A 19,840-nucleotide genomic window follows, 5' to 3' on the forward strand; every position below is an offset into this window, starting at 1 on the left:
CGCAGATGAAGTACGCCGGCTTCTCCCGCCGGGCCCTGATCGGCGGCGCGGGCGCCGGGCTGGCCGTCGGCGCCACCGCCGGTGCGCTGGGCCGCGCGGTCGCGGTGCCGCAGCAGCCGCACCCCGTCGCGCTGGGCGCCGCCCGGGTGGACTTCCACGGCCCGCACCAGGCGGGCATCACCCAACCGCAGCAGGCCAGGGTGCAGTTGGCCGCCTTCGACCTGGCACCCGGCGCCGACCGGAAGGCCCTGCAGGCGCTGCTCAAGCAGTGGACCGCGACGGTGCGCGACCTGGTGCTCGGCGAACCCGGCGGCCCGCACGAGAACCAGATCGCGCTGGACGCCGGGCCCTGCTCGCTGACCGTCACGGTGGCGGTGGGCGCCTCGCTCTTCGACAAGGTCGGACTCACCGCGCACCGCCCACCGCAGCTGGCCCCGCTGCCCGCCTTCCCGCAGGACGCGATCGACCGCTCCCGCAGCGACGGCGACCTGTTCCTGCAGATCGGCGCGGACGACGCACTGGTCGCCTTCCACGCGCTGCGGCTGCTGCAGCAGCAGGCGGCCGGCACCGCCGCGGTGCGCTGGCAGGCGGCCGGCTTCTCCCGCACCCCGGGCGCCACCGCCCAGCCGCGCACCGCCCGCAACCTGATGGGCCAGGTCGACGGCACCAACAACCCCAAGCCCACCGATGCCGACTTCGCCGCCAAGGTGTTCGCGACCGGCCCGGACTGGCTGGCCGGCGGCAGCTACCTGGTGTTCCGCCGGATCCGGATGCTGCTGGACGACTGGGAGAACCTCCCGGCGGACCGCCAGGAGCGGATCGTCGGGCGCCGCAAGGCCGACGGCGCGCCGCTCTCCGGCGGCACCGAGACCACCCCGGTGGACCTGGCGAAGCAGAACCCGGACGGCGGCCTGGCGGTCCCGGCCGACGCCCACATCCGGATCGCCGCGCCCTCGGCCAACGGCGGGGCGGCGATGCTGCGCCGCGGCTTCTCCTACGCCGACGGGACGCGGCCGGACGGCTCCCCGGACGCCGGGCTGCTGTTCCTGGCGTTCCAGGCCGACCCGGCGCACGGCTTCCTGCCCGTGCAGCGCTCGCTCTCCCGGGGGATGTGCTGACCACCTTCCTGCGGCACGAGGCGAGCGGGCTGTACGCGGTGCTGCCCGGGGTCGGGGACGGCAGCGGCTACCTGGGGCAGGCCCTGCTGGAGGCGTGATCCCGGGAGTGTGACCACTGTGCGGAACGGTCCACGCGGTGGAACGGAAGTGACTAAGGTGGCAGGCCTGGTACCTCCCCCAGCCTTCGGCCGGGGGTGCCCCCATAGGGAGACGCACGGAGGCGCGGACATGTCGGCCACCCGCTACACCTACCTCGGGCCCGTCGGCACCTTTACCGAGGCCGCCCTGCACACCCTGCCCGAGGCCGCCACCCGCGAGCTGGTGCCGCTGGCCTCGGTGCAGGCGGCGCTGGACGCGGTGCGCGCCGGCGAGGCGGCGGGCGCCTTCGTGCCGATCGAGAACTCGGTGGAGGGGGCGGTCACCGCGACCGCCGACGAACTGGCCACCGGCGCGCCGCTGATGATCTACCGCGAGGTGCTGCTGCCGATCAGCTTCGCCCTGCTGGTCCGGCCGGGCACCGAGCTGGCCGACGTCAAGCGGGTCACCAGCCATCCGGTGGCCCAGCCGCAGGTGCGCCGCTGGCTCGGCGCCAACCTGCCGGACGCGGTCTGGGAGGCCGCCGCCTCCAACGCGGACGGCGCCCGGCTGGTCCAGGAGGGGCAGTCGGACGGCGCCTTCGCCGGGGAGTTCGCCGCGCCGCTCTACGGCCTGGAACCGCTGGTCAAGGACATCGCCGACGCGCAGAACGCGACCACCCGGTTCGTGCTGGTCGGGCGGCCCGGCAGGGTCGCGTCGCCGACCGGGGCGGACAAGACCTCGATGGTGGTGTGGCTCGGCGACAACCACCCGGGTGCGCTGCTGGAACTGCTGCAGGAATTCGCGGTGCGCGGGGTCAACCTGATGCGGATCGAATCCCGGCCGACCGGGCACGGGCTCGGCAACTACTGCTTCTCGATCGACTGCGAGGGGCACCTGACCGAGCGCCGGGTGGGCGAGACCCTGATGGGGCTGCGGCGGATCTGCCCGCAGATCCGGTTCCTGGGCTCCTATCCGCGGGCCGACGAGCGGGGGTCCACGCCCCGGCAGCCCGGCACCTCGGACGAGGACTTCGACCGGGCCGCCGACTGGCTGGCCCGCTGCCTCGACGGGCGCGGCGAGGGCTGAGGCCCGACCCCGGTCGTCGGCCCCGTTCATCCACAGCTGTCCACAGCTTCCACAGGCCCGTCCGGGCCCCCGGTTATCCACAGCCTGGGGATGAGTCGACAAAACGGCATAGCCACTCCTGGGTGCGGTCGGATCATCGGGAAGCGCTGCAGATCGGACTAATAACGCCAGAGTCACCCTTCTGCCATTAATTCACCTGTCCAGGTAGTGAATTTCCCTCGGCCGTGCGGGGCGATTCAGGTTTCAAACCCGAAAGAGCCAAAAAGGTGCTGACCGTTTCCCGAGAACCCCGTCATCCACAGGGCTCGGGGGCAGCCTGTGGACAACTTGCCCCCAGAGATCTTGGCGGGCCAGTTATCCACAGGTTATCCACAGGCGGCAGTTGCACCGGTAGGCTGGGCCCGTGATTGACCTTCGCCTGCTTCGTGAGGACCCTGACCGAGTGCGCGCCTCGCAGCGCGCCCGTGGCGAGGACGTCGACCTGGTCGACGCTCTCCTCGCAGCCGACGAGCGCCGCCGGTCCTCGGGCAGTCGGTTCGACGAACTGCGCAATGAGCAGAAGGGCCTCGGCAAGCAGGTCGCCCAGGCCAAGGGCGAGGAGAAGGCCGCCCTGCTGCAGCGCACCAAGGACCTGGCCGCCGAGGTCAAGGCCGCCGACGCCGAGCAGTCCGAGGCCAAGGAGGAGGCCGACCGGCTGCTCCGCTCGCTGGCCAACCTCATCGACCCGGCCGCCCCGGTCGGTGGCGAGGAGGACTTCGTCACGCTGGAGGAGATCGGCACCCCGCGCAACTTCGCGGCCGAGGGCTTCGAGCCCCGCGACCACGTCGAGCTGGGCCAGATCCTCGGGGCGATCGACACCGAGCGCGGTGCCAAGGTGGCCGGCGCCCGGTCCTACTACCTGACCGGTGTCGGCGCGCTGCTGGAGCTCGCCCTGGTCAACATGGCGATCGCCCAGGCCACCGCGTCCGGCTTCATCCCGATGATCACCCCGGCCCTGGTCCGCCCGGCGGCCATGGACGGCACCGGCTTCCTCGGCCAGGCGGCCGAGAACGTCTACCACCTCGCCGAGGACGACCGGTACCTGGTCGGCACCAGCGAGGTGCCGCTCGCCGCGTACCACATGGACGAGATCATCGACGCCGACAAGCTGCCGCTGCGGTACGCCGGTTACTCGTCCTGCTTCCGCCGGGAGGCCGGCACCTACGGCAAGGACACCCGCGGCATCATCCGGGTGCACCAGTTCGAGAAGGTCGAGATGTTCGTCTTCACCTCCCCCGAGGAGGCCGAGGCCGAGCACCGCCGCCTGCTGCAGTGGGAGAAGGACTTCCTGAACGCGCTGGAGCTGCCCTACCGGGTGATCGACGTCGCCTCCGGCGACCTCGGCTCCTCGGCCGTGCGCAAGTTCGACATCGAGGCCTGGATCCCGACCCAGGGCAAGTACCGCGAGGTCACCTCGACCTCCAACACCACCGAGTACCAGGCCCGCCGGCTCGCCATCCGGATGCGCGAGGAGGGCAAGGTCCGCCCGCTGGCCACCCTCAACGGCACCCTGGTCGCGATCCCCCGCACCATCGTGGCGATCCTGGAGAACCACCAGCAGGCCGACGGCAGCGTGGTGCTGCCCGAGGCGCTGCGTCCCTACCTCGGCGGCCGGACCACGCTGGACCCGGTCAAGTGACCTCGGAGTTGCCGTACCGCCTGATCGCCACCGATCTGGACGGCACCCTGCTCTCCCCCGAGGAGACCGTCTCCGCCCGCACCCGGGCCGCCGTGGCCACCGCCACGGCGGCCGGGGCGGTGCACATCATCGTCACCGGCCGGTCCGCGGCCTGGGCCCGGCCGGTCTTCGACCAGATCGGCTACACCGGCCTGGCCGTCTGCAGCCAGGGCGCGCAGGTCTATGACGCGGGCGCGCACCGGCTGCTCACCTCCATGACGCTGGACCGCCGACTCGGCGCGCTGGCGCTGGAGAAGCTGGCCACCGAGGTGGGCCGGCTGTCGGTGGCGGCCGGCCAGGACGGCCTGGACGGCGCCGTGCTCGCCCAGCAGGACTACAGCCTGCACAACCCGGAGCTGCCGGTGCAGCGGGTCGGCGGGACCGCCGAGCTGCTGACCGCCCCGATCTCCAAGCTCTACATCCAGCACGCCGAACTGACGGACGATCAACTCGCCGAGGTCGCCCAGCGGGTGATCGGTTCGCTGGTCACCGTCACGGTGGCCGGGCCGCGGATAGTCGAGCTGCTGCCGCTGGGCCTGTCCAAGGCCACCGGCCTGTCGCTCGCCGCCCGGCGGCTGGGCCTGCGCGCCGCCGACACCATCGCCTTCGGTGACATGCCCAACGACCTGCCGATGTTCCGCTGGGCCGGCCGCGGCGTCGCCATGGCCAACGCCCACCCGGAGCTGCTGGCCGTCGCCGACGAGGTCACGGCGAGCAACGCGGACGACGGCGTGGCGCTGGTCCTGGAGCGGCTGTACGCCCGCTGAGCCGGCGGCCCTTCCCACCTCCGCCTCCGCCCCGAACCGGGTGCGGAGGCGGCCGTGTCTCTTCCGCCTTCCGAGCCCTCGTCGGCCCGTATGACAATCAGGTGACACTTGCTAAGCTGCGCAACTGTTGCAACCCCCGGCCGTGCCCGAACGTCATAGCGGTAGGGCGACGTGCCCTGCCTCCGCTCGGCGAAATCCGACTGGTCGGCACAGGGCGCACGGTGCGGCCCGCGCACCGTCGGCAGTCGACCGTGGCGACGTCCGGCGACGCCGGCCCCATTCACCGAGGCAGGAAGCACAGAGGCAGGAAGCATGGCAGGACAACGGGTACGGACACCTGCGGGTGACGCGACCGCTCGCGGCTACGCGCCTGCCCAGCGGGCGGCCGCCGAGGGGGCTGGCGCCCGGTCGGAGGGCGGACGCCCGCGGCAGCGCGCCGAGGGGCGCCGACCGGTCAAGGCGCAGGCCCGGCCGTTCAGCGGCACCGCGGTGCTGCTTGCGGTCGGCACGCCGGTGGCCGGCGGGCTGATCGACGAGCTGCTCGGCCTGGGCATCGGCGGCTGGGGCCTGCTGTTCTGCAGCGTGGTCGGGTTCGCCGGGGCCGCCTGGGTGTGCAGCCGGGCCGGCTGGTGGTGGGTGCTGCCCGCGCCGCCCCCGATAGTCCTGGCGGTCACCGCCGGCACCGAGTACCTCGCCCACTCCGACAAGTACCAGGACGGGAAGGCGGCGGCCGCCGGTGCCGCCAAATGGGCCATCCACGGGTTCCCCGTCATGCTGTACGCAATGGGCGCGGCACTGCTTGTGATCATGGTCCGCGTCGTCCGAGACCGAAGGAGCCGACGTGGCTGAGCAGCCCGGCCCGCGCACCGCGCGGCGCAAGCCAGCGCCCAGGCAGCGCCCCAACCCGCTGGTGCTGGCCGGGCGCACGATCGCCTGCGCGACCTCGCTCGCCGTGCTCGGCACCTGCGGCTTCAGCTGGTACGCCTACACCTCGCTGACCGACGGCCTGACCACCTCCAACGCGCTGGACGACGTCAAGAAGAACGCGCCCAAGCACCTGGACAACTCGGTCAACGTGCTGCTGATCGGCCTGGACAGCCGCAAGGACATGAACGGCAACGACCTGCCGGGCCAGTTCGTGCAGGACGAGCTGCACGCGGGTTCCAGCAGCGACATCGGCGGCTACAACACCAACACGCTGATGGTGCTGCACATCCCGGCCAACGGCGGCCAGGCGACCGCGATCTCGATCCCGCGCGACGACTACGTCCAGACGGTCGGCGTCAGCGGCATGCACAAGATCAAGGAGGCCTACGGGCTGGCCAAGGACACCTTCAACAACTCCTCGGCCGCCAAGGGGCTTTCGAAGCCGGACTTGGAGAAGCAGGGCCGGGACGCCGGCCGCAAGGCCACCCTGGCCACCGTGCAGCAGTTCCTCGGCATCCCGATCGACCACTTCGCCGAGGTCAACCTCAAGGGCTTCTACGACATCGCCCAGGCGGTCGGCCCGATCCAGGTCTGCCTGAAGCGCGCCACCAAGGACCCGGCCATCGAGGGCCAGGGCTCCGGCGCCGACTTCCACCAGGGCATCAACACCCTGAACGCCTCCCAGGCGCTCTCCTTCGTCCGCCAGCGGCACAACCTGGTCAACCCCAACGACCCCGCCGACTTCGGTGACTTCGCCCGCACCCACCGCCAGCAGGCCTTCATCTCCTCGGTGATCAAGAAGCTGAAGGACGAGGGCGTGGTGGGCGACCTGGGCAAGATGCAGAGCCTGTTCGACGTGGTCAAGCAGGACGTGGTGCTGGACAACAGCTGGAACATCCTGGACTTCGCCCAGCAGGCGCCCAACCTGGCAGGCGGCCACGTCACGGCCATCACGCTGCCGATCGCCGGCTTCCAGGACGTCATCGTGGACAGCCACGGCACCAAGGAGTCCGTCAACAAGGTCGACCCGGCGCAGATCAAGAAGATCGTGCAGCAGCTGACCGGCCATGACGCCCCGGCCGGCAACTCGGTGGACGGCGGCTCCTCGGCGGCGCCGAGCTCCGCCCCGCCGTCGCAGGCTCCGGCCGCGCCCAGCGCCAAGCTGACCGGCACGGTGGACGTGTCCAACACCTCCACCGTGAACGGCGCGGCCGCCGCCGAGATGAAGGCGCTGGTCGGCATGGGCCTCACCGAGGGCCGGATCCCGACGATGCCGAAGCAGAGCAGGACCACGGTGCTCTACGGCGCCGGCGAGAAGGACTCCGCCGACCAGGTCGCCGCCCGCTACAACGTGACCGCCGAGCCGAGCAGCTCGGTGCGGTCCGGGCACATCCAGGTGGTGCTGGGCAGCGAGTACACCGCGCCCGGTGGCGGCAGCGGCGGGCAGGCCCCCTCGTCCAGGAACAGCCCCGCGGCGCCGGCCGACCCGAACAGCGTGCAGCAGGTCGGCCCGTCCGTGGACATGGCGCAGGGCATCCCCTGCGTCGACTGACGCCGAGCAGGCGGAGGGGGCGGGTCCGTTGGACCCGCCCCCCTTTTCTGGCGCCTCTCTGGCGCCTCTCTGGCACCCGATGGTGACTCGCCGGGTCGGTTGTAGGATGACCGGGCAAGCAGTTGTAGGATGACCGGGCAAGCGGCGGTTCGAGCGTGGAGCGGAGGTGGCGAGGGTGACCGGCACAGGTGCGGGCAACCTGCAGGCCGCCGGCCGCCGATCGCTGGTGGACGCCGCGATCGAGCAGCTGCGCGAGCGGCTGGCCGCCGGCGCCTGGGCCGTCGGTGAACGCATCCCCACCGAGCACGAGCTCGCCGAGCAGCTGCAGGTCGGCCGCAACACGGTGCGCGAGGCGATCCGGGTGCTGGTGCACGCGGGCATGCTGGTCACCCGGCAGGGTGAGGGCACCTTCGTGCGCAGCACCAGCGACCCGGCCGCCGTGCTGCGCGGCGTGCAGCGCTCCGGTGTGCGCGACGTGCTGGAGGTGCGGGCCGCGCTGGAGACCGAGGCGGCCCGGCTGGCGGCCCTGCGGCACACCCCTGAGGACCTGGAGCGGATGCGGGCCGCGCTGGCGCGCGAGTCCGAGGTGATCGCCGCCCACCCCGAGCGGATCGGGCGCGAGGCCACCGTCGAGCACGACCTGGAGTTCCACACCGCCATCGTCGACGCGGCCCACAACCCCGCGCTGGCCGAGGTCTACCGCTACTTCGGCGCCTCGGTGCGCGAGGCCATGCGCACCGCCTTCGGGGACCACGAGATGCCCGAGGTGGTCGTCGCCACCCATGAGGCGCTGGTCGACGCGATCGCCAGCGGCGACCCCGACCGTGCCGAGGCCGCCTGTCGCGCGCTGCTGGCCGAACCCACCGCGGCCGTCGAGCAGCTGCTCGCGGAGTTCGCCGCGCGCAAGTAAGGCCGGCCGAGCGCACGTTGCCACCCTGGCCCACCCCCCTTTTCCCACAGCACATTCCGTAAGAGAGCCGCACCACCATGTCCGTCACCCGGACTCAGCAACCGCTGAGCACCTCGGTCGTTCCGGTCCGAACCAAGCTCGCCCACCCCGCTCTGCTGCTGATCGGCATCATGCTGGTCTCGCTGAACATGCGGTCCTGCCTGGCGGCGGTCTCCCCCATGGTGGGCGAGATCCAGCGCACCTTCGGCCTGTCGACCACGGTCAGCGGCCTGATCACCACCGTGCCGGTGCTCTTCCAGGGCGTCGGCGCACCGCTCACCCCGCGGCTGACCCGGCGGTTCGGCACCGAGCGGGTGGTGCTCGGCGCCGTGCTGACGCTGGGCGCCGGGGTGCTGCTGCGGGTGCTGCCGTCGGTGACGGCGCTCTACGCGGGCTGCGTGGTGATCGGGGTGGCCATCGCGGTGCTGAACGTGTCGATGCCCGGCCTGATCAAGCGGGAGTTCTCGCACAAGGCGGCGGCGATGACCGGTGCCTACTCGACCGCCATGCTGGTCGGCGCCACCCTGGCGGCCGGCAGCTCGGTGCCGCTGGAGCACGCGCTCGGCGGCGGCTGGCGGGCCTCGCTGAGCGTCTGGTCGGTGCTGGCCCTGATCGCGGCGGCCGCCTGGCTGCCCCAGGTGCTGCGGGCGCGTCAGCTCGCGCCGGCCGCCACCCCGGCCCAGGCCCAGGCCGTGCCTGCCAAGCCGATCGCGGGCCTGTGGCGGCTGCCGCTGGCCTGGCAGATCAGCCTCTTCATGGGCATCTCCTCGCTGATGGTCTACGTCCTGGTCGCCTGGATGCCGACGATCCTGGCCGACCACGGGATGGGCCGGAACGAGTCCGGCCTGGTGTTCGCCTTCTCCAACCTGGTGCAGGTGACCGGCGCCTTCCTGGTGCCGCTGCTGGCCGGCCGGATGACCCGGCAGCGGGCGCTGGCACTGGTGATGGCCGCGCTCAACGCCGCGGGCATCGCGCTGCTGCTGGTCGCGCCGGTCTCCGGCGCCTGGGTCGCCGCGGCGGTGCTGGGCGTCGCCCAGGGCGGCTCGTTCGGGCTCGGCCTGGCCTTCATCGTGCTGCGCACCGGCTCCGCCGCCGGGGCGGCCCAGCTGGGCGGGATGTCGCAGGCGATCGGCTATCTGATCGCGGCGATCGGCCCGGTCGGCGCCGGCGCGCTGCACCAGTTGACCGGCGGCTGGACGGCCGTGCTGGTGGTGCTGCTGGTGCTGGCCGGCGTGGTCGGGGTGGCCGGCTGGGGTGCGGGACGCGACCGCACCCTCTGATCCCCCCTCGCGGGGCTACCGCCGGCGCGGGACCTCAGTCCTCGCACCCTCTGCCCCCGCGGGGCTGCCGCTGGAGCCGGACCTCAGTCCTCGCACCCTCTGATCCCCCCTCGCGGGGCTACCGCCGGCGCGGGACCTCAGTCCTCGCTCGCCAGGGTCAGCCCCGCCAGCCGGACCACCGCCAGCGCCGTGCCCGCCACGATGACCACCAGCAGCAGCGGGACGGCGGCGGCCAGGGCGACATCGGCGCTGATCGCCCCCGGCTGGGCGACCGCCTTGCCCAGCGCGAGGCCCCACTGCTGGATGCTCAGCGTCCTGGCCCCGGCCACGAAATTGCCGATCACGCTCTCCCAGACCAGTGCATAGGCCAGGCCCACCACCACGGCGTTGCGGGTGACCACGCCGAGCAGCAGGAAGAGCGCACTGTAGGCGGCCGAGGCCACCAGGGCGCCGGTGAAGTAGCCGAGCGCCACGCCGTCCTGGCCCCCGACCATGACCAGCCCGGCCAGCAGGATCGGCAGCGCGCCGCACAGCCAGCTGGTCACCCAGGCGACCGCGAGCTTGCTGGTGACGATCTGCCAGCGGGGCAGCGGCTTGGCCAGCAGGTAGACGATCGAGCCGTCGTCGATCTCGGTCGCGATCACCCCGGTGCCGACCACCAGGCTGAGGATCGGGACCAGGGTGCCCAGGGCCAGCGTGCCGAGCACGGTGCGGGTCAGATCGGGCCGGTCGGCGGTGTGGGCGGAGGCGAGCGCCGCGAGCACCAGCAGCAGCGCCGGGACGACCAGCAGCACGATGCCCCGGCGCCGGCCGAGCAGACCACGGACGGTCAGCCGGACCACGGTCAGGTTCACGGGTTCAGCCCTTCTTCGGCGGAGGTGCGCTGGTCCGCCGGCAGGCGGGGACCAGGTGGGTCAGGCGGATACGAGGTAGCGGGGACCAGGCGGGTCAGGCGGAGACGAGGTAGGAGAAGACGCTCTCCAGCGACTCGTCCGCGGGTGAGACGGTGTAGAGCGTGATCCCGGCCTCCCGGGCGACCCTGGGCAGCAGAGTGGTGAAGCCCTGGAAGTCGATCGCCTGGATGCGCAGCGCCCGCTCCCCGGCGTCGAGTTCGATGCCGGCCGTGGAGCCGTCGGCGATCAGCGCGGCGGCCAGCCGGCGGTCGTCGCTGGACCGCACCAGATAGCGGTGCGGCCGGTCGGTCATCAGCCGGCGGATCCGCCGGAAGTCCCCGGAGGCCGCGTGCCGTCCGGCCACCACCACCTCGATGTGCCGGGCCAGTTGCTCCACCTCCTCCAGGATGTGCGAGGAGAAGAGCACCGTGCGGCCCTCGGCGCCGAAGCCGCGCAGCAGCTCCATCAACTGCAGCCGCTGGCGCGGGTCCATGCCGTTGAACGGCTCGTCGAGCAGCAGCACCGCCGGGTCGTGCACCAGCGCGGACGCCATCTTGACCCGCTGCTTCATGCCCTTGGAGTAGGTGCCGGTGCGGCGGCCCTGGGCGTGCTCCATCTCCACCAGCGCCAGCGCCCGGCGGGCCGCCGCGCCCGGGTCGGGCAGGCCGTGCAGTTCGGCGTTGGCCAGGACGAACTCCCAGCCGGTCAGGTGGTCGTACATCGACTCGCGTTCCGGCACCAGCCCGATCTGCCGGTAGACCTGCTGGTTGCGCCAGATCGGCGCGCCGTCCAGCGTCACGGTCCCGGCCGACGGGCCGAGGAAGCCGCTCATCAGGTGGATCAGCGTCGACTTGCCGGCCCCGTTCGGGCCGAGCAGGCCGGTCACCCCGGGGCCGATCGCCATCGAGACGTCGTTGACGGCGACCACGTTGCCGAACCAGCGGGAGACCTTCTCCAGCGCGATGACAGCCATGACGTTCCCTCAGATCTTCCGGTAGCGGCGCATCAGCAGCAGCTGGGCGCCGACCACGATGACCAGCAGCTCGATCGCGAAGACCACCGCGCCCAGGCCGCCCGGCGTGCCGCCATCGCCGCCCAGCCCGCAGAGCTGGTTGACCAGCCGGCTCACCAGGGAGGCCGGCGACAGCAGGAAGGCCCACTTGGCCGAGTCCGTGGGGTCCGCGTGCAGCCCGCCGTTCAACCCGGAGACGATCTCCGCCACGATCGCCGAGACCGCCAGCACGCCCATGATGGCGGCCACCCCGAAGCCGCGGCGGGGCGTGGCGGCCGCGATCACCAGGCCGATCGCCGAGAACACCAGCGAGTAGAGCAGCGCTGCCAGCAGCCCGAAGCCGAAGTGCTCGGTGTTCGGCACCGGATCCATGCCGGCCAGCAGGGCGCCGACGTAGAGCAGCAGCAGTGGTAGCACGGTGACGATCAGCAGCGCGCACACCATCGCGCCGCTGCGGGCCCGCACGTAGTCGGCGCGGGTGATCGGACGGGAGAAGTACAGCGGCACGGTGGCGAACCGCAGGTCCCGGGAGAGCAGCACCGGCGCCTGGGCCGCGGTGAAGATCTCCGCGAAGATCAGGCCGACCCCGCTGAGGTACCGCGGGTAGTCGGTGGCCAGGTGGGTGGCCTTGGTGGCGATGGCGATGCCCACCACCATGGTCGCCGGCAGCACCATCGCGGCCAGCATCAGCATCGGCAGCACCTTGGACTTCGCCGACCGGCCGAGCCCGAAGGCGGCCCGCAGGCCCTGCACGAAGAGCGCACGGGTGGCGTAGCCGCGGCCGAGGCGGCGGCCCTGGTAGCCGCGGTAGCCGATGTCATGGATCACGCCATCGCGGGCGGCCGGGCGGGCACTCGCCGCAGGGTTCACCGGCTCGGTGCTCGCGGGGTTCACCGGCTCAGTGGACGCGGGGTTCACCGGCTCAGTGGTCATCGACGGCCTCCCGGGCGAAGAGCTCGGCGACATGGTGGCGCCGCTGTTCCAACCGGACCAGTCCCAGGCCCAGTTCGGCCACGATGTCGCGGATCAGGTCATACGTCTGCTCCCCGGCGAGCTCGACCAGCAGGACATGCCCGCCGTCCGTGCCGACGGTCAGCCCGGCCGCCACCAGCCGTTCCCGCACGGCGACTTCCGGCTCCGACGAGCCGTCGTCCGGTTCGGTCACCTCGACCGCCAGCAGCTGCGTGGCCTCGGTGAACCGGGCGGTGGCCGAGGAGCGGAGCAGCCGGCCGCCGTCGATCACCACCAGGTGGTCGCAGGTGCGCTCCAACTCCCCCAGCAGGTGGGTGGTGACCAGCACCGAGATGCCGAACTCCCGGTACACGCGCCGGATCAGGTCCAGCATCTCGTCCCGGCCGGCCGGGTCGAGGCCGTTGGTCGGCTCGTCCAGCAGCACCAACTGCGGGTCGTGGACCAGCGCCTGGGCGAGCTTCACGCGCTGCCGCATGCCGGTGGAGTAGCCGCCGATCGGGCGGTAGCGCTCCTCGTACAGGCCGACATGGCGCAGCACGTCGGCCGTCCGCTCGCGGGCCGCCGAGGCCGGCAACCCGGACATCCGGGCCATGTGCACCACGAACTCGGTGGCGGACACGTCCGGTGGCAGGCAGTCGTGCTCGGGCATGTAGCCGACGCGCTCGCGGATCGCCGACCCCTGGGTGGCGACGTCCAGGCCGAGCACCCGGCCGCTGCCCGAGGTGGCCGGGGCGAGGCCGAGCAGGATCTTGATCAGGGTGGACTTCCCCGCGCCATTGGCTCCGACCAGCCCCACCACGCCCGGGCCCACCTCAACGGTGAGCTGATCGAGCGCGGTGACGGCGGGGAACCGCTTGGTGAGGGCGTCCGTTGCGATGACAGGCGTGGACACACCTCCAAGTTAGCGCTCACTATGGCCCATTGGGATTCGACCACAGAACTGCGCTGCCATCGTCCTACGGGATGACTGGCGGCTGCCGCCCCCTAGGGGTCACGCGAAACGTCGGCGATTTCGACGTTTAGTGGTGGTGTTTAGGTGAGGTGACTGGTGATCAGTTGAGCAGATCGGACTGCAGGGTCAGCACCTGCCGGAACGCCTGGTGCGGCACGCCGTGGGGGTTGGTCAGCAGGACGGTGGCCACCACGTCGCCCGCGGTGAGGTAGGCGGCCTCGCCGGGGTTGGTGGGGCTGGTGGGGTTGCTGGGGTTGCTGGGTGGGGTGATGCGGATGGTGGCGTGCTGGCCTGCTTGCAGGGCCGCGTCGTCGTCGCCGGGGACCGCCTGCGGGACGGCCTTGAGGCTGCCCCGCTGTGCCAGGGCCTCGGCGAACGCGTCACCCTCGTCGGAGGAGCCGAAGCGGAGCAGCCAGATCTCGGTCCGGGTGCCGTCCTTGGCGGTCCACGACGCGGTGGCGGCGCTCCGGCAGGCGTTGGTCACCAGCACCACCGGCAGGTGGGCGCCGTCATCGTGCAGCTTGGCGTAGTCCGCACAGTCGGCCGCCGCTGGTGCCGCACCCGGCGCCTCCTGCGGGGCCGGCAGCACCAGGGCCGGCAGCGCCGCGTAGTGCCGGTGGCCGGAGCCTGGGGCCGACGGGGCCGGCTTGCCGGAGGGGAGTTGGGGAAGGGTCAGCGGGGCGAAGGTGTAGCGGCCGTCGTTGGTGGTGGCCAGGCCGGGCAGCCGGCCACGAGCGGGCACGGCGACGGCGAAGGCGGCGGCCGTCGCACCGGCGGCGAGCGCGAGGGCGAACGCCGTCCAGCGGACCACGGTGGCGGCGCGCGGCTTTGAGCGCCGGGGCTGCCCGGGGTGCGGGGGCTGCTCGGTCTGCTCAGGGGGCTGGGGCTGCTCGGTCATGCGGTTGCTCCGGGGATGGCCAGCCGCTCCAGCTGCTGACGGAAGATGGACACGGCCTCGCTCTTCGGCAGCGGTGCGACCCCTCGACGTGCATGGTCACCAGCATGTCGCCGACGCCGGCCGTGCAGTCCAGCTCGTCGATCGGGTTGCTCGGCCGCAGCGGCGGCAGGAAGCAGGCCGCCTGCTGGTGACCGGGAACGGCCGGCCCCTGCCGGAACAGGCCCGAGTCGGACCCCATCGCGGCGTCGAAGGCGTTCGCCGCCTCCACCGCCTGCTTGTCGAACTGCTTGTCGAACCGGTCGAGCCAGACCGTCGCCACCAGGGCCCCGTCCGACGACCGGTAGCTGCGCACCCCGGCCGCCCGGTGGCCCTGCGCCTGCAGCGCCGCCTTGACCTTGTCGCGCTGGTCCTTGGGCAGCTCGGCCACCCGGTCGTCCAGGTAGCCGTCGATCTGGTCCTTGGTCAGCTCGGTGTCGTCCCCGTACACCCCGTCGTCCGGCCCGAGCGCGAACCCGGCCGGCACCGGGAGGAGCAGGTCGCGCACCGCCCCGAAGTGGGTGCCGTCGGACTGCGCGCCGTAGGAGGGGGCCGAGGGCCGCGCCGCCCCCGGGGACGGCGCGGCGGCCGACGGGACCGCAGGGGTGCTGGTCTCGGCCTGCCGGTACTGCGACTTGATGATGCCGACCCCGATCCCCACCCCGAGCAGCACCGCGGCGGCGACCGCCGCGCCGGTGCGAAGCGCACGGCGCTCGGCGCCGGGGGTGGAGGACTCGCCCGGGTTCCCGGTGGACTCCTCCCCGACCTCGCCGGACATCCCCGCATCGCTCATGCCAGCCGCTCCCACTGCTGCTTGGCCAGGTCGCGGAGCAGATCCGCGCTGACCTGGGTGGTGCCGAACGCCGTCACGCCGACCACCACGTCACCCCGCCGCGTCACGGCGCTGCCGGGGTAGTAGGTCTCGGTCGAATCCGCGTACGTCTCCTGCGTGTTGGAGGCCCAGTAGGCGCCCTCCATCCCGTCCGGCATGTCGGTGGCCCCGGCGACCTTCGACTGCCGCATGGCCGCGACCGCCGCGCCGGCCTGGTCCGGCTGGTACTGGATCAGCTCGATCCGGTACTTGACGCCGTCCTTCTGGAAGGTGGTCACAGCGGCCCTGCGCAGGCCGGAGCCGACCAGCTTCTCGAAGTACCGCGCCGAGTCGGCGTGCCACCGGGCCATCTCCCCGGGGGTCTCCCAGTCGCCGGTGGCGGCGAACCCGCTGTCCCAGTCCTGGGCGCCGTCCGGCTTGGGCAGCAGCAGCTTGCGCAGGTCGCCGTCGATGGCGAGCGGCTTCGGGGACCCGGCGGCCGCGGCCGCCGGGTCCAGCGCGCCGGGCGGGTAGGCGGGCAGCTCGGCCGGCTGCAGTGCCGGCAGCGGGGTGGCCGAACGGCCGGCCTGGACCGCGTAGCCGATCCCGCCGCCGACCAGCGGCCCGAGCAGCAGCGCGCCGACCACCAGCAGCACCGTGCGGGAGCTCCGCACCGGCGGGCGCGGCGTCGCGACGGCGGCGGGCTCCCCGGGCCGGCAGGGCTCGACGGCCTCTGCGGGCTCTGCGGGCTCCAGGCTCCGCTCGGGCTCCACCGGCTCCACGGGCTCAGCCTCCATGGGACAGCCGGTCGCGCTGGCGCTTCATCGCATCGGCCAGCAGCCCCTGGTCCGGGTCGCCCTTCACGTCCACGGTGACCTCGTACTCGACGTCGCCCACCGTGGAGACGCCGACCAGGCGGCCCGTGAAGGCCTGCTGGTCGGGCTTGAAGACGTAACCCTTGGCCGTGCTGTCACCAGGCACGTCGATCGGACTGCCGTTGGCGAACGAGGCGCCGTTGGCGAAGCCCTGGGCGTTGCCCTGCGTGGCGAACCGCATCAGCCGGCTCTCTACCTCCGCCTTCCCATCGGCAGTGCGATAGCGACGGGACACCGCCTCCTGGTAGCCGTAGGAGTCGAGGACGCTCTTGATGCCCGTCGACTGGGCGTACTGGGCAGCCAGGTCGTCGACGGTCAGCGCCGTGCCGTCCGGGGAGCCGTAGGGCTCCGCGCCGTCCGGGACGGGCAGCAGGAAGTACCGCAGGTCGCCGCCGTGCGTGCCGCCGTCCACCGTGCCGTGCAGCGTGCTGCCGGGCTCCGGGGCGAGGGTGATGCTCGGCAGCGGCACCGGTACCGGTAGCGGCGTCGGGCCGCCGCTCGTCGCCGCCCCCGTGCTCGGCCCGGTGGTGGCCGCCGCGACCGCCGCGACCGCCGCGACCGCCGCCCGATGCGGGTGATCGGGCCTGCCCACGGCGACCGTCACCGTTGCGCTGGCCGCGGTGACGGCGAGCAGGCCCAGCGTGGCCAGCGCGACGGCGACCCCGCGCGGCACCCGGCGCGGAGCGGCCTCGGCACCCCCAGCCGCCGCGACACCCTCGTCAGGCGTGGACAAGGAACTCCCCCCGGAGTGGACCATCGGTCATCAGGAAGTATGAAAGACGTCCGGTCCGACAACCAATTCGACAGCGCCAGTGCCAGTGCTCGGCCTACGGTTCGGTGTTCCGCACATCCGTGATGAACATCCGCCCCGGCGCATGGGTGATCGCGAACGGCGGCCGCGAGCCGATCACCGCCTGCTGCGCCGTCACCCCGCAGGCCCAGAAGACCGGCACCTCCCCGGGGGCGACCTCCACCGGGTCGCCGTAGTCCGGCCGGGCGAGGTCCGCGACCCCCAGCGCCGCCGGGTCGCCCATGTGCAGCGGCGCGCCGTGCATCCGCGGCATCCGCGCGGTGACCGCCCGTGCCGTTTCGACCAGCCCGACCGGGATCGGCCGCATCGAGACCACCAGCGGACCGTGCACCCGGCCCGCCGGACGGCACGGGCGGTCCGTGACGTACATGGCGACGTTGCGGCCCTGTTCGACGTGGCGCAGCGGCACCCCGGCAGCGAGCAGTGCCGCCTCGAAGGTGAAGCTGCAGCCGATCAGGAAGGCGGCCAGGTCGCCGCCGCGCACCTGCGGCAGCCCGCCGACCGAGGCCGGTTCGGCGGCCAACTCGCCGTCCACCCACACCTGGTAGCCGGGCAGGTCGGTGCGCAGATCGGCACCGGGGGCCAGCCGGCTGCGCCAGCCGCCCGGTGCGGTCTCCTCAAGTACCGGGCAGGGGCGCGGATTGCGCTCGGCGAACAGCCGGAACTCGGCCGCCCGGTCCCGGGGCACGACCAGCAGGTTGGCCTGCGCGTACCCGAGCGCCACGCCCGCCGTCGGCACCGCGAGCCCGTCGCGGAACGCCCGCCGCGCCTCCTCGGGCGACCAGCCGGCCCGGTCCGCACCCATCTGCCTCACCCCTCCAGCTGGGCGAGCCCTTCGGTGGCGATCCGCTCGAACACGGCCAGGTCGTTCGCGAAGATCGAGTCCGGCACCGGCCAGTGGATCACGACCTCGGTGATACCCAACTCGCGGTACCGGCCCGCCCAGTCCACGAAGGCGTCCAGCGAATCCAGCGGCTTCTCCGCCGTCGAGCCCTGCAGCAGCACCTTCTCCAGCTCGCCGACGTCCCGCCCGGCAACCTCGCAGGCCGCCGTCAGCTTCTCCAGCTGCTTGGCGATCACCTCGGGCGCCTGCTCCACCGGCACGTCCGCCGGTCCGCGCGGGTCGCCGTACGTCACCCAGCCCTGCCCGTACTCGGCCGCCAGCCGCAGCCCCTTGGGCCCGGTCGCCGCCACATAGAACGGCACCCGCGGCCGCTGCACGCAGCCGGGGATGTTCCGCGCCTCGACCGCCGAGTAGTACGTGCCCTGCTCGGTGGTGGCATCCTGCCGCAGCAGCTTGTCCAGCAGCGGCAGGAACTCCCCGAACCGCGCCGCCCGCTCCTTGGGCGACCACGCCTCCTGCCCCATCGCCGTCGCATCGAACCCGACCCCGCCGGCCCCGATCCCCAGCGTCAACCGCCCACCGGACACATCGTCAACCGTCACCACCTCCTTGGCCAACGTCACCGGATGCCGAAAGTTCGGCGACGTTACCAGCGTGCCCAGCCGGATCCGCTCGGTCGCCGCCGCAGCCGCCGTCAGCGTCGGAACCGCCCCGAACCACGGCTCGTCCCGGAAGCTCCGCCAGCTCAGGTGGTCATACGTGTACGCGGCATGGAACCCGAGCTCCTCGGCCCGCCGCCAGATCTTCTGTCCCTCGGCCCACCGGTGGATGGGGAGGATCACGGTACTCAAGCGCATGTCTCGACCCTACGGCGCGGTCCCGGTGCCGGAGACCTCAGCCTGCCAACGGGCGATGGCCTGACCGCTTCGTTCGCAGTCTGTGCTGTTACACCGCGGTGACGCGGCGACGATGGCGGAGGTACATCAAGCCGCGAAGATTTTCACAGAGCGTCCGCCGGGTCTCCAAAACAAATGTGCAGGAGCGGGGGGCGAGGCGCGCTACCTGCCTTTGTCGCCGCTGTGCCCGTGTTCCTGGGGGGACCACCGATGTCTGCTCGTTCTGTTCGCCGCCGCTCCCGTCTGCTGGCCGCCGCCGCCACCGCCGCCGTACTCGGCGCCGCCACACCGCTGTTCGCTGGTGCTTCCACGGCCTGGGCCTGCGGTGACAACGACACCGCTGCGGTGGCTCCCGCGACGCCGGCGGCCTCGGCCCGCGTCACGAGTGCCGCGCCGACCGCGAAGAGCGCTCCGACGAGCCCGGTCGCCGGGTCGCCGTCCGCCTCCGCCTCCGCCTCGACGAGCGCGCCCGCTCCGGTGCACCACGGCGAGCCGGAGATCGCCTACCTGCCGGGGATGCCCGACAGCATCACCGCCGGCGGCAGCCCGATCGAGTTCGGTGTGGAGATGGCCAACTTCACCGGCGCGGCGTACGACGGTCTTCGTCCGACCCTTGGTTTCTACAACATGCCGGCGGGCTCCCACCCGGGTAGTGGGACCAACCTGCGGCCCGAGGACTTCACCGTTCAGGTGATGACCGGCGGCCAGTGGAAGACGCTGCCAGTCCACCACGGGTGCGACCCGGTGATCTACCCCGACACCTCCAGCCTCGCGCAGCACCTGGACACGGGCCGGGCATCGCGGCTGATGTTCCGCGTTGCGCTCTCCGCCGAGGCACCGGCCGACCAGCACGACATCACTGTTTACCTCGGCACGGCGCCGGGCGGCGCCGGCCCCGTGCGCACCCTGCACATCGTTCGCCAGGACGCGCCGAGCAGCGCGCCGGCGAGCGCCCCGTCCAGGACCGCGACCGCGGCGCCGTCCAAGCCGGCCAGCCAGGCCCCGGCGCCCACCGGGCAGCAGGCCAAGTCCGCCCCGGCCGTCGCGCAGCCTGCGGCGGCGACCTCGCCTGCTGCTGTCCCGACCACGGCGACTGCCCCCGCGCAGCAGCTCGCCTTCACTGGCGGCGGCGCCTCCTCTGGTCTGCTGATCGGCGCCGGCGGCGCCCTGGTCGTGCTCGGCGCCGGCGCTGTGACCCTGGCCGCCCGCCGTCGCTCGTCCGCCCGTCACTGAGGTCGGTGCGGGGCGGGTGCTCCGCTTCGGATCGCCATGGTGCCTGCCCCGCACTCACGACCCGGTCAACGGCTCCTCCCGCCGGTGCCGACTCAGCGCCTCCCTCGAGCGTCCGGTCACCCGGCCTCGTGCC

18 protein-coding genes and 1 pseudogene are annotated in these 19,840 nt (G+C 72.8%); 9 read left to right on the forward strand and 10 right to left on the reverse strand.

Annotated features, from left to right (window positions below):
- The first annotated feature begins 5 nt into the window (after positions 1 to 5).
- From efeB to E6W39_RS20265, 8 genes and pseudogenes are all read left to right on the forward strand, one after another.
- Positions 6 to 1,216, forward strand: a pseudogene (gene efeB / locus E6W39_RS20230) (iron uptake transporter deferrochelatase/peroxidase subunit).
- 130 nt (positions 1,217 to 1,346) lie between these two features.
- The gene (gene pheA, locus E6W39_RS20235; protein ID WP_141634721.1) at positions 1,347 to 2,282 is read left to right on the forward strand and encodes a prephenate dehydratase; all 936 of its coding nucleotides are present in this window, start codon (positions 1,347 to 1,349) and stop codon (positions 2,280 to 2,282) included.
- A gap of 403 nt (positions 2,283 to 2,685) precedes the next feature.
- Complete coding sequence (gene serS / locus E6W39_RS20240) at positions 2,686 to 3,960, forward strand: serine--tRNA ligase (protein WP_141634722.1); 1,275 nt, start codon at positions 2,686 to 2,688, stop codon at positions 3,958 to 3,960.
- Complete coding sequence (locus E6W39_RS20245; RefSeq protein ID WP_181799364.1) at positions 3,957 to 4,766, forward strand: HAD family hydrolase; 810 nt, start codon at positions 3,957 to 3,959, stop codon at positions 4,764 to 4,766. The genes serS and E6W39_RS20245 overlap by 4 nt, the downstream gene beginning before the upstream one ends.
- Before the next feature lie 312 nt (positions 4,767 to 5,078).
- Positions 5,079 to 5,615, forward strand: coding sequence for a DUF6542 domain-containing protein (locus E6W39_RS20250; protein ID WP_141634723.1), 537 nt, complete (start codon positions 5,079 to 5,081; stop codon positions 5,613 to 5,615).
- Positions 5,608 to 7,245, forward strand: coding sequence for an LCP family protein (locus tag E6W39_RS20255; protein ID WP_228718240.1), 1,638 nt, complete (start codon positions 5,608 to 5,610; stop codon positions 7,243 to 7,245). The genes E6W39_RS20250 and E6W39_RS20255 overlap by 8 nt, the downstream gene beginning before the upstream one ends.
- 175 nt (positions 7,246 to 7,420) lie before the next feature.
- Positions 7,421 to 8,155, forward strand: coding sequence for a FadR/GntR family transcriptional regulator (locus E6W39_RS20260; protein WP_228718241.1), 735 nt, complete (start codon positions 7,421 to 7,423; stop codon positions 8,153 to 8,155).
- A 77-nt stretch (positions 8,156 to 8,232) separates the two neighbouring features.
- Entirely contained in the window at positions 8,233 to 9,474 is a 1,242-nt protein-coding gene (locus E6W39_RS20265) for a CynX/NimT family MFS transporter (RefSeq protein WP_141634724.1), read from the forward strand.
- 137 nt (positions 9,475 to 9,611) lie between these two features.
- Here the strand turns inward: E6W39_RS20265 and E6W39_RS20270 are convergent, their stop codons facing one another.
- The 10 genes from E6W39_RS20270 to E6W39_RS20315 form a co-directional block, all read right to left on the reverse strand.
- The gene (locus tag E6W39_RS20270) at positions 9,612 to 10,328 is read right to left on the reverse strand and encodes an ABC transporter permease (RefSeq protein ID WP_141634725.1); all 717 of its coding nucleotides are present in this window, start codon (positions 10,326 to 10,328) and stop codon (positions 9,612 to 9,614) included.
- 94 nt (positions 10,329 to 10,422) lie between these two features.
- Positions 10,423 to 11,340 (reverse strand): ABC transporter ATP-binding protein, encoded by a 918-nt coding sequence (locus E6W39_RS20275; RefSeq protein ID WP_141634726.1) that lies wholly within the window; start codon positions 11,338 to 11,340, stop codon positions 10,423 to 10,425.
- Between the two features lie 9 nt (positions 11,341 to 11,349).
- Positions 11,350 to 12,312 carry an ABC transporter permease gene (locus E6W39_RS20280; protein ID WP_228718242.1) on the reverse strand — a complete coding sequence of 321 codons (963 nt, stop codon included), beginning with the start codon at positions 12,310 to 12,312 and terminating at the stop codon, positions 11,350 to 11,352.
- Positions 12,302 to 13,243, reverse strand: coding sequence for an ABC transporter ATP-binding protein (locus E6W39_RS20285; RefSeq protein ID WP_141634727.1), 942 nt, complete (start codon positions 13,241 to 13,243; stop codon positions 12,302 to 12,304). The genes E6W39_RS20280 and E6W39_RS20285 overlap by 11 nt, the downstream gene beginning before the upstream one ends.
- A gap of 160 nt (positions 13,244 to 13,403) precedes the next feature.
- Positions 13,404 to 14,201 carry a hypothetical protein gene (locus E6W39_RS20290; RefSeq protein WP_141634728.1) on the reverse strand — a complete coding sequence of 266 codons (798 nt, stop codon included), beginning with the start codon at positions 14,199 to 14,201 and terminating at the stop codon, positions 13,404 to 13,406.
- Positions 14,176 to 15,030 carry a hypothetical protein gene (locus E6W39_RS20295; protein WP_141634729.1) on the reverse strand — a complete coding sequence of 285 codons (855 nt, stop codon included), beginning with the start codon at positions 15,028 to 15,030 and terminating at the stop codon, positions 14,176 to 14,178. The genes E6W39_RS20290 and E6W39_RS20295 overlap by 26 nt, the downstream gene beginning before the upstream one ends.
- Positions 15,027 to 15,845 carry a hypothetical protein gene (locus E6W39_RS20300; RefSeq protein ID WP_141634730.1) on the reverse strand — a complete coding sequence of 273 codons (819 nt, stop codon included), beginning with the start codon at positions 15,843 to 15,845 and terminating at the stop codon, positions 15,027 to 15,029. Before E6W39_RS20300 ends, E6W39_RS20295 begins: the two co-directional genes overlap by 4 nt.
- The gene (locus tag E6W39_RS20305) at positions 15,835 to 16,656 is read right to left on the reverse strand and encodes a hypothetical protein (protein ID WP_141634731.1); all 822 of its coding nucleotides are present in this window, start codon (positions 16,654 to 16,656) and stop codon (positions 15,835 to 15,837) included. The genes E6W39_RS20300 and E6W39_RS20305 overlap by 11 nt, the downstream gene beginning before the upstream one ends.
- A gap of 94 nt (positions 16,657 to 16,750) precedes the next feature.
- Positions 16,751 to 17,539 (reverse strand): putative hydro-lyase, encoded by a 789-nt coding sequence (locus tag E6W39_RS20310; protein WP_141634732.1) that lies wholly within the window; start codon positions 17,537 to 17,539, stop codon positions 16,751 to 16,753.
- 5 nt (positions 17,540 to 17,544) lie between these two features.
- A complete protein-coding gene (locus E6W39_RS20315) occupies positions 17,545 to 18,435 on the reverse strand; it encodes an LLM class flavin-dependent oxidoreductase (protein WP_141634733.1) in 891 nt (296 codons plus the stop codon).
- Positions 18,436 to 18,684: 249 nt separating this feature from the next.
- Here E6W39_RS20315 and E6W39_RS39530 point away from each other — a divergent pair, with 249 nt between their 5' ends.
- Positions 18,685 to 19,707 carry a hypothetical protein gene (locus E6W39_RS39530; RefSeq protein ID WP_181799365.1) on the forward strand — a complete coding sequence of 341 codons (1,023 nt, stop codon included), beginning with the start codon at positions 18,685 to 18,687 and terminating at the stop codon, positions 19,705 to 19,707.
- Positions 19,708 to 19,840 lie beyond the last annotated feature (133 nt).

Origin of the sequence: Kitasatospora acidiphila (assembly GCF_006636205.1) — a bacterium.
Taxonomy (GTDB): Bacteria; Actinomycetota; Actinomycetes; order Streptomycetales; family Streptomycetaceae; genus Kitasatospora; species Kitasatospora acidiphila.